Annotated in this window: 6 protein-coding genes and 2 pseudogenes; 4 read left to right on the top strand and 4 right to left on the bottom strand. The window is 69.9% G+C overall.

What is annotated here, in order from left to right:
- Positions 1 to 1,489: class I adenylate-forming enzyme family protein (locus GT354_RS20570; protein ID WP_161357812.1), on the bottom strand; the 1,489-nt coding region annotated here is incomplete at its 3' end.
- A 158-nt stretch (positions 1,490 to 1,647) separates the two neighbouring features.
- On the opposite strand from GT354_RS20570, the gene GT354_RS20565 reads away from it, so the two are divergent.
- From GT354_RS20565 to GT354_RS54245, 4 genes and pseudogenes are all read left to right on the top strand, one after another.
- Positions 1,648 to 3,714, top strand: a complete 2,067-nt coding sequence (locus tag GT354_RS20565; protein ID WP_346012099.1) for a carbamoyltransferase C-terminal domain-containing protein — start codon at positions 1,648 to 1,650, stop codon at positions 3,712 to 3,714.
- A 144-nt stretch (positions 3,715 to 3,858) separates the two neighbouring features.
- Positions 3,859 to 4,740: a class I SAM-dependent methyltransferase gene (locus GT354_RS20560; RefSeq protein WP_161357806.1), complete on the top strand. Its 882-nt coding sequence runs from the start codon at positions 3,859 to 3,861 to the stop codon at positions 4,738 to 4,740.
- 37 nt (positions 4,741 to 4,777) lie between these two features.
- Complete coding sequence (locus GT354_RS20555) at positions 4,778 to 6,247, top strand: cytochrome P450 (protein ID WP_237535283.1); 1,470 nt, start codon at positions 4,778 to 4,780, stop codon at positions 6,245 to 6,247.
- A gap of 175 nt (positions 6,248 to 6,422) precedes the next feature.
- A pseudogene (locus tag GT354_RS54245) lies at positions 6,423 to 6,818 on the top strand (class I SAM-dependent methyltransferase); the annotation flags it as partial.
- Between the two features lie 23 nt (positions 6,819 to 6,841).
- Here the strand turns inward: GT354_RS54245 and GT354_RS54240 are convergent.
- The 3 genes and pseudogenes from GT354_RS54240 to GT354_RS20540 form a co-directional block, all read right to left on the bottom strand.
- A pseudogene (locus GT354_RS54240) lies at positions 6,842 to 7,192 on the bottom strand (alpha-amylase family glycosyl hydrolase); the annotation flags it as partial.
- Between the two features lie 42 nt (positions 7,193 to 7,234).
- Positions 7,235 to 7,621 (bottom strand): globin, encoded by a 387-nt coding sequence (locus GT354_RS20545; protein ID WP_161357810.1) that lies wholly within the window; start codon positions 7,619 to 7,621, stop codon positions 7,235 to 7,237.
- Between the two features lie 30 nt (positions 7,622 to 7,651).
- Positions 7,652 to 9,148, bottom strand: a complete 1,497-nt coding sequence (locus GT354_RS20540; RefSeq protein ID WP_161357802.1) for an SDR family oxidoreductase — start codon at positions 9,146 to 9,148, stop codon at positions 7,652 to 7,654.
- Positions 9,149 to 9,338 lie beyond the last annotated feature (190 nt).

The raw sequence follows: 9,338 nt of genomic DNA, 5'->3' as shown, positions 1-9,338 counted from the left end.
CGGGTTCGGCGACCAGATAGCCCACCGGCACCTCGCCGAAGACGGGATGCGGGCGTCCGGCCACGGCGGCATCCGCCACTCCCGGCAACTGCCGTAGCACCGCTTCGACTTCCGCGGGATGGATGTTGGCCCCGCCCCGAATGATCAGGTCGCTCGCCCGGCCGGTGACGGCGAGTCCTCGCGCGGCATCGATCCTGGCCAGATCACCCGTGCGGAACCAACCGTCGCGCAGTACCTGTGCGGTGGCCTCCGGCCTGTTGTGGTAACCGGCCATGATTCCGGGCCCGTTGACCCACAACTCGCCCTCGCCCGTGTCCCGGCCGTCGGGGCCTCCGCCGACGCGGACCCGGACGTCGGGCAGCACCCGACCGCACGCTCCGGACGCCGTCGCCTCGTCCGGCGCCGGCATGGTGACCGGGCCGGCCTCCGTGCTGCCGTAGTGCTCCAGGTAGGGGACCCGGCAGATCGCCTCGAAGGACTCGCGAAAGCCGGGCCCCGCCGCGGCACCGGCACTGACGCAACCCCGCAGCGCGGGGGCGCCGAGACCGCCGCCGTCCCGGCCGCTCTCCTCGCCGCGGACCGCGTCGAGCAGGGCCGAATACGTGGTCGGGACCCCGCCGAGCAAGGTGAACGAGGCGTCCGCACGGCGCAGTTCACCGAGCACCTCGGCCACCGAGAACCGGGGCAGCAACATCGCGCTGGCCCCCACGGCGGTCACCCCGAGGAGACACACCACCTGGCTCATCGCGTGATGCAGGGGCAACGGCCTGAGCACGCGGTCTTGTTCGGACAGGCCGAGGATGCCGACGAGGCCCGTCGCGATCGGCGCGAGGCGGTTGCGCTGGGTGGACAGGACACCCTTGGGCTCGCCGGAGGAACCCGAGGTGTAGAGCAGCCAGGCCACGTCGTCCAGTGCGAGGTCGTCCCGGGCCGGCGTCCGCGGCTCCGTGGCCGCCAATTCCTCGTACCGCGATACGCCCCCCACGACCGCGGCGGGCCCGCCCCCGGTACCGCCGGCACCGTCCGCGGACTCCGCGACGACCGCGCACGAAGGCGATTTCCCGCCCGCGTCCTCGTCGCCGCCCTCGGCCGCCACCACGGTCAGCCCGGGTCGCGACGCCAACGTTCGCCGTCGGGTCAGGCAGGCGACGTCGGTGACGAGCACCCGTGCCCCGCTGTCGTCCAGCAAACGGGTCAGTTCCTGCTCCGAGACCCCGGGGTCCAAAGGTACGCCCACGGCACTCGCCCGGGTGACGGCGAGCAGGCTCTCGACCGTCTCGACACGGTTGCCCAGCAGTACCGCCACCCGGTCACCGCGCTCCACGCCCAGTCCTGCCAGGTGACCGGCCAACCGCGCGGTCCTTCGTTCCAGTTCCCGGTAGGTCACCTGCGTGAGGCGGTCCTCGAAACAGACCTTGTCCCCGAAAAGCCGGGCGTGTTGCCCGAGCAGCTCCGGTAGTGGTTTGACGATGTCGGCGTGCGTACCCACCGCGTGACCTCCTTGAGACGACCTGTCGTCGAGGACGCCGACAACGGATCGTCGGGTTCCCCGCGACGAGGACGCCGGCGTCGGCCGAACGTATGAAGTCGGCGCGTTTGTCGCCGTGTTCGTTGTATCCGCCCGACTTCACGGTTAAGTTCTCGGTCGTGTTGACAATCGGGCTGAACGGAAACTTCTCCCCGGGGAACTCCGATATCGTTCCCGGCCTGCGGGAGTACATGTATCACGACGCCGCCGCAGCCCTGGTGCGGGACGGCGTCCTGCTCGCGGCGGTCGAGGAAGAGCGCATCAATCGGATCAAGCACACGACGAAGTTTCCCGTCAACGCCCTTCGAGCCTGTCTCGACATCGCCGACGTCTCCCCCGCCGACATCGATGCGGTCGGATACTACTTTCCCGAGCAGTATCTCGACTTCATGCTCAACGGGCTCTACATCGACAACCCCACGGTGCCCGCCCGCTATTCGCGGCAGCTCGTCAAGGACCGGTTGAGCGAGGGGTTGGGCTGGGACCTTCCCGACGACAAGCTGTTCTTCGTGTCTCATCATCGGGCGCACGCGATCTCCGGCTTCACGCGTTCCGGTATGGAGGACGCGTTGGTCGTGGTCCTCGACGGCATGGGCGAGGACTCCTCCGGAACCGTCTTCGGCGCCGTGGACGGCCGACTGGACGTCCTTTCGAAGTTGCCCATGCAAAATTCGCTGGGACTGGTCTACATGGGCGCGACCAGGCATCTCGGATTTCGTTTCGGTGACGAGTACAAGGTGATGGGCCTGGCGCCGTACGGGGATCCGGGCGTTTACCGTGCGGTATTCGAATCGATGTACGCACTGGGCCCGGACGGAGACTACGCATTCCCCGGCCATGCGCTGAACATGGATTACGTGGGCGGCGTGTTCTTCGCCCACGGACTGCCGCCCCGACGCGCGACGGACCCGGTGGAGCAGCGCCACAAGGACTTCGCCGCCGGGCTGCAGGAGACGCTGGAGCGGATCGTTTTGCACGTCATGGGGCACTGGGGTCGGACCACGCGACACACCAGGCTGGTGTTCAGTGGCGGTGTCGCGCACAACTGCAGCCTCAACGGTGCCGTTCTGCGGTCGGGGCTGTTCTCCGAGGTGTTCGTGCACCCCGCCTCCCACGACGCCGGCACGGCGGAGGGGGCGGCCCTGCTGGCACAGGAGTCGTTGGGCGCGACGGTAAGGCTCAAGGAGCGACTGCGCAGCGCGAGCGTGGGTCCCGCCCTGGGCAGTACTCGGGCGGTCGAGGAGAAACTCGCGTCGTGGTGCGGATCGGTCGATGTCGAGCGGCCGGCGGACGTCGTCGAGACGACGGCGCGGCTGCTCGCGGACGGCGCCGTCGTCGGGTGGGCACAGGGCCGCTCCGAGTTCGGGCCGCGTGCGCTGGGCAATCGCAGCATCCTCGCCGATCCCCGGCCCGCGGCGAACCGGACCCGGATCAACGCGATGATCAAGAAGCGGGAGAGCTTTCGGCCGTTCGCGCCCATGGTCGTGCCCGAGGCCGCCCGCACCTACTTCGAACTGCCGGACACGGCCGCGAACTACGACTTCATGTCGTTCGTGGTGCGGGTTCGCCCCGAGCACCGGGAAACGCTCGGCGCGGTCACGCATGTCGACGGCACCGCCAGGATCCAGATCGTCGACCCGGAGGTCGACGAGCGGGTGCACCGCCTGGTCACCCGCTTCGGTGCCCTCACCGGTACCCCGGTCCTGCTGAACACGTCGATGAACAACAACGCCGAGCCCATCGTGCAAAGCGTCGAGGACGCGGTGACCTGCCTGTTGACCACCGAACTCGACTGCCTGGTCGTCGACGACTTCGTGGTGCGGCGGCGACCCGGGTACATGGACGCCTTGGACGACCTCGTGCCCGCTCTTCGGCCCGTCACGAAGCTGACCAGGAACACGCGGGCCGGCCGCGCCGGCGAGAACGTCGTCTCCCACGAGATCGTTCTCGACTACGCCGGCGGCCCGCGGGCCGCCGTATCACCGGAGTTGTTCGCGTTGTTGGAGCAAGCGGACGGCGTGCGCACGCTCGGTTCGCTCGCGTCCGGGACGGGTGGCACGACGCAACGGATGCGGTCGGAGCTGCACGGCCTGTGGCAGCAGCGCTTCTTCACCCTGGCACCGGCGGCTGTTTCGCCGACGGGGCACAGCCGAGTCGGCGCGGCCGAGGCACTCGCGCGGAGGTGACGGGTGGCCTCCCGTCCCGCCTGGGCCTTCGGCCCGGCGTAGCCGGCCCGCACACGCACCGCAGTTCCGGTACCGAGCGCGGAGAGGGCCGTTCGCGGCGCCGTCTCCGGTCGGTCGTCATCCCGTTGCCGAAAGGGACATCGCATGCAGAACACCGAGTACCTCGAATTGGTGGAGACGTCCGGAGACCGGGAGAAGAACTACGCGCGCGTCGTCGATCGTTACTACGAGCTGGTGACTCCGATGTGCCGTGACGTGTGGTCGGACTCGTTCCACCTCGCGTGGTTCACCGAAGGGCAGCAACTGCCCGAGGCCCAGTCGGCGTTGCAACGGTGGCTCGCGGACCGGGGCGGGTTCGCCGCGGGCGACGCGCTCCTCGACGTCGGGTGCGGCATCGGGGGCCCGGCCGCGGCGATCGCCGAGTACACCGGCGCCGACGTGACGGGTGTGAACATCTGCGGACATCAGGTCCGGGTCGCACGAGCCATGAACCGCACCGGCGACGTGGGGCGGCGACTGACGTTCGTCGAGGCGGACGCGATGGCACTGCCGTTCGCACCGGCCGCGTTCGACGGTGCCTTCTCGATCGAGGCCCTGTGCTACACACCCGACAAGGACCGTGCGTACGCGGAGGTGGCCAAGGTACTCAAAGGCGGTGGCGCGTTCGTCGGCGTGGACTGGTTTTGTGCCGACGACCTCTCGGACGCCGACTACGAGCGGTGGGTGGAACCGATGTGTCGGGCGTTCGCCATCCCGCGTCTCATCCCGTTCGGCGCGGTCGAGGGTCACTTGGAAGCCGCGGGGTTCGAGGTCGAGTCGGTGTCCCGATACAGCGACCACGGCGACATCGAGCCGAACTGGCGTCTGTGCGCGGCGAATTCCGCGAGCGCGGCCGGCGGCAACGGTTCGGACACACCGACGGAGAGCTTCGAAACCCTGCTCCAGGCGTCCGTGCCCGCGCTCCGCGACGCCTGCCGGGAGGGAAAAGTGATCATGGGCTGCTGGGTCGCCCACAGGCGAGGGTGACAACACCGGGAAACGACCGTCCGAACGAAAGAGGAACATGACGGACCACCCGAGATTCGCCTCGGCTCCGGGAGCCTTGCCCGTGCTCGGTCACGCGGTACGGCTCGGCAGACGACCGCTCGACTTCCTGGCCTCGCTGGCCGCGCACGGGGACCTGGTCAGGATCAAACTCGGACCGATGCCGTTCTACGTGCTGTGCGATCCGGATCTGGTCCACCGGGTCCTCGTCGACGACCGGACCTACGACAAGGGCGGGGCGATCTTCGACCTCGTGCGGACCGTCGCCGGAAACGGACTGGCGACCTGCCCCCACGACGATCACCGTCAGCAACGTCGGCTGCTGCAACCGGCCTTTCACCGCGACCGCCTTCCCGAATACGCCAAGGTGATGTCCGCGGAGGTCGCCGTGATGCTCGACGGCTGGACGGAAAGCCGGGAACTCGACGTGCTGGCCACCGTGAACGAATTCGCGGCGACCCTGGCCACGCGCACGCTCTTCGCCGCCGAACTCGACGACGCGACCTTCGAAGAACTGCGGCTGTGCATGCACACCGTCATGACCGGCATGATGCGCCGGATGCTCCTGCCCTGGTCCTTCCTGAACCGGCTGCCGACTTCGAGCAACCGCCGCTTCGACCGGGCCCGGGCACGCCTGCGGCAGTATGTCGCCCAGCTCACCTCGGACTACCGGCGCGCGGGCGTGGACCACGGCGACCTGTTGTCCATCCTGCTGGCCGTTCGCGACGACCAGGGACAAGGACTGACCGACGCCGAGATCCACGACCAGGTCTTCACGTTCTACCTCGGCGGCAGCGAGACCTCGGCCCCCGCGCTGTCGTGGGCGTTGTACCTGCTCGGGCGCAATCCCGACATCCGCAAGCGCCTCCACGACGAGGTCGACACCGTACTCGCCGGCCGGATCGCCCAGTACGACGACATCCCGAACCTGCGGCTGACGCACCGGGTGATCATGGAATCCCTGCGCCTGTACCCGCCCGGTTGGCTGTTCACCAGGGTCACGACCAAGGACGCCGAACTGGCGGGCCGTCGTCTTCCGGCCGGCTCGGTCGTCGTGTACAGCCCGCACATCGTGCACCACCGCGCCGACCTGTTCCCCGACCCCGAGCGTTTCGATCCCGACCGGTGGGGTGACGACAGTGTTCGCCTGCCCCGAGGGGCGTTCACGCCCTTCGGCAGTGGCGCCCGAAAGTGCATCGGGGAAGACTTCGCCTTGACCGAGGCCACCCTCGCACTGGCCTCCATCGTGGCCCGGTGGGAGCTCGATCCGCTTCCCGAAGCACACACCCGCCTCAGTCCGCGGCTGTCCGCCACGCCGCGCTCGCTCCCGATGTCCCTGCGCGAGCGGACGCCGAGCACGATCCCCACGGGCGTCGTCCCTCTCCCCGGCAAGCCGGCCGGAACTGCCGTGCGCACTCCGGGACAACCGGCGGGCGAGGTCGGGAGCGGGACGCACCGTAAACGCTCCCGGGGAGTCGCGGGCGTCTGAGGCCGTCCGCACGAAACGGGCACCACGCCGACGAAATCCACCCCGGTCGAACGCAGTGATCCGTTCGGTGCCACCGGTCGCGCCGGGGAGCATCTCGCTCCCCGGTGTGCCGGGAAATGCTCACTCGTGTGCCAAGGCCGTGTACCAGGGCGCCCGTCGCCTTCGAGGAGGACTCATGGAAGACCAAGCGACAGCGTCGACCGTTCCCGTGGCCGAGGAGGTCGGGCAATTGTACGACCGCATGACCGGTCTTGCCGTCGACTTCCTGGGCGATGACGCGCGGTGCGGTTACAACGCGCATCTCGGTTATTGGGATACCCCCGAGAGCGAACTCACGTACGACGAGGCCACGGACCGGCTCACCGACATCACGACCGAGCGCCTGCGGATCGGTGCCGGAAGCCGTCTGCTCGACGTCGGCTGCGGAGTGGGAGCCCCGGCCGCGCGGATCGCTCGCCGCACAGGGGCGCACGTGACAGGCATCTCGGTCAGCCGGGAGCAGATCGCCCGCGCCGACGTACTGGCGCGGGAGGCGTCGCTTGGGGACCGCCTTGATTTCCGGCTGGCGAACGCCATGGAGTTGCCGTTCGCCGATGCCTCCTTCGACGCGGTGAACCACGCGTGCTCGTGCGAGCTGTGGTTGGGCACGAGGTCCACCACGACTTTGAGGCCGAGTTCGTGGGCGCGCGCGAAGACTCGATCCGCGTCCGCGAGTGTGCCGAACATCGGGTGCACGTCGCGCGGGTCGGCCACGTCGTAACCCGCGTCCGCCATCGGCGAGCGGTAGAACGGGTTCAGCCGGATCGCGTCGACGCCCAGGTCCCGGACGTAGGGCAGGCGTTCCAGGACACCGGGCAGATCGCCGACCCCGTCGCCGTTGCCGTCGGCGAAGCTGCGTACATAGATCTGGTAGAAGACCGCGTCGCGCCACCAACCTCGTGCCATCGGCCACCTCCGTGGGATCGCCCGTGCTGAGGCTCTTCCCCGTCAGTCCTCGCGATTCACCAACGACTGGGCCGCGTAGGACAGGTAGTCCCACAGGGTGCGCTCGTGTTCGGGCGCGAGCGCGAGATCGTCGACGGCCACGCGCATGTTGCGCAGCCACGCGTCGCGCGCCTGCTCGGTGACCGCGAACGGCGCGTGCCGCATACGCAGTCGCGGGTGACCGCGTTGTTCGCTGTACGTTCGCGGCCCGCCCCAGTACTGGATCAGGAACATCCGCAGGCGCTCCTCGGCGCCGTCGAAGTCCTCCTCCGGGTACATCGGGCGCAGCAGCGGATCCTCGCGCACACCCTGGTAGAAGCGGTGCACGAGCTTGACGAACGTCTCCTCGCCGCCCACGGCCTCGTAGAGACTCGGCTCCGGCTCTCGCATCTCGGTCACCCGTCCATCCTCCCAGATGGCTCAACGCGCCGGATCGCCTCGCTCGACGTGCTCGGCGGCCTTGGTCATGTTGCGTTGCATGCCGCCGAACACGACGCCGTGGAAGGGGAGGACGCTCCACCAGTACGCGTGCCCGAACAGGCCGCGCGGGTGGAACAGCGCGCGCTGGCGGAAGCGGGTCGTGTCGCCGTCCCGGCGCACGGTGAGCTCCAGCCACGCCAGTCCCGGTAGCCGCATCTCCGCGCGCAGGCGCAACAACTCGCCCGGGACGATCTCCTCGACCCGCCAGAAGTCGAGCGAGTCGCCCACCCGGAGCCGATGCGGATCGCGCCGCCCCCGGCGCAGTCCCACCCCGCCCACGAGCCGGTCGAGCCGGCCGCGGATCGACCACGCCAGCGGCCACGAGTACCAGCCGTTGTCGCCGCCGACGCCCTCGATCACCGACCACATCGCCTCGGGTGTCGCCCGTACCCGGGCCTCGCGGACGTCCTCGTAGAGCGAGCCGCCGGACCAGTCGGGGTCGGTGGGCAGCGGATCGCTGGGCGCGCCCGCGGTGCCGGCCGAGGACCAGCGGGTGGCCACGTCCGCGTCGCGGATGCGGGTGAGCGCGAGTTCGAGGGCGCGGTCGAAGCCGGTCAGCCCCCCGGGTGGGTCGGGGACGTAGCGCGCGATGTCGTGCTCGTGGCACACCACCTCGCTGCGCAGCGACTCCACGAGCGGGCGGGCCAGGTTGCCCGGTACGGGGGTGATCAGGCCGACCCAGTGGCTCGACAGCCACGGCGACAGCATCGGCACGGGGAGTACTCGGCGGCGGCGCAGGCCGGACACGGCCGCGTAGCGCTGCATCATCGACTCGTACGTGAGTACGTCGGGCCCGCCGATGTCGAACGCGCGGTCGACGTCGGCCGGCAGTTCGACGCAACCCACGAGGTAGCGCAGTACGTCCCGGACCGCGATCGGCTGGATGCGCGACGTGACCCAGCGCGGCGTGACCATGACCGGCAGGCGCTCGGTCAGGTACCGCAGCATCTCGAACGAGGCGGAGCCCGAGCCGATGATCACCGCCGCGCGCAGCACGGCGGTCGGCACCGCGGACGAGAGCAGGATCTCGCCGACCTCGGCCCGCGAGCGCAGGTGTGGCGACGAGTCGCGGGCGGTCGAGCCGTCGGCCGGACCGAGGCCGCCGAGGTAGACGATCCGGGCGATACCCGCGTCCTCGGCGGCGGCGGCGAAGGTCTGCGCGGTCCTGCGGTCGGTGTCGCCGAAATCGGCTCCGGTACCGAGCGCGTGGATCAGGTAGTAGGCCACGGTGACGCCGTCGAGCGCCGCGCGCACCGCGTCGGGGTCGAGCGCGTCGGCGCGGGCGATCTCCACCCGGTCCGCCCACGGGTGGTCGCGCAACTTGTCCGGGGTGCGGGCCATGCAGCGCACGCGGTAGCCGGCGGCGAGCAGTTCCGGGACGAGCCGACCACCGAGGTAACCGGTCGAGCCGGTGACGAGACACAGGGGGGAATCCACCCGATCCAGTGTCGGCGCCGCGCGCCGCGTATCGCCGTGGGCGCGCCGGGCCTTGGGCCCAACGGATGACGGGCGCGGCCGTCGAGGTCGCGGCCCCAACGCACCCGGCACCCCGGCCTCAACGCACCCGGCGCCCCGGCTTCGAGACGTCGGCCCCCGGCCTCACGCTGCCCGGCCCCCCAGCACCGGG

It is taken from the genome of Streptomyces sp. SID3343, from assembly GCF_009865215.1.
In the GTDB taxonomy this organism is placed as follows: Bacteria; Actinomycetota; Actinomycetes; order Streptomycetales; family Streptomycetaceae; genus Embleya.
Note: the sequence above shows the minus strand (reverse complement) of the source record. Positions and strands in the feature narration are given on the sequence as shown.

What these genes read in the sequence shown, in the direction of transcription:
- GT354_RS20545 (WP_161357810.1), bottom strand. Translation starts at nt 7,621, where the DNA reads ATGCGAGAGCCGGAGCCGAGTCTCTACGAGGCCGTGGGCGGCGAGGAG.
- GT354_RS20560 (WP_161357806.1), top strand. Translation starts at nt 3,859, where the DNA reads ATGCAGAACACCGAGTACCTCGAATTGGTGGAGACGTCCGGAGACCGG.
- GT354_RS20555 (WP_237535283.1), top strand. Translation starts at nt 4,778, where the DNA reads ATGACGGACCACCCGAGATTCGCCTCGGCTCCGGGAGCCTTGCCCGTG.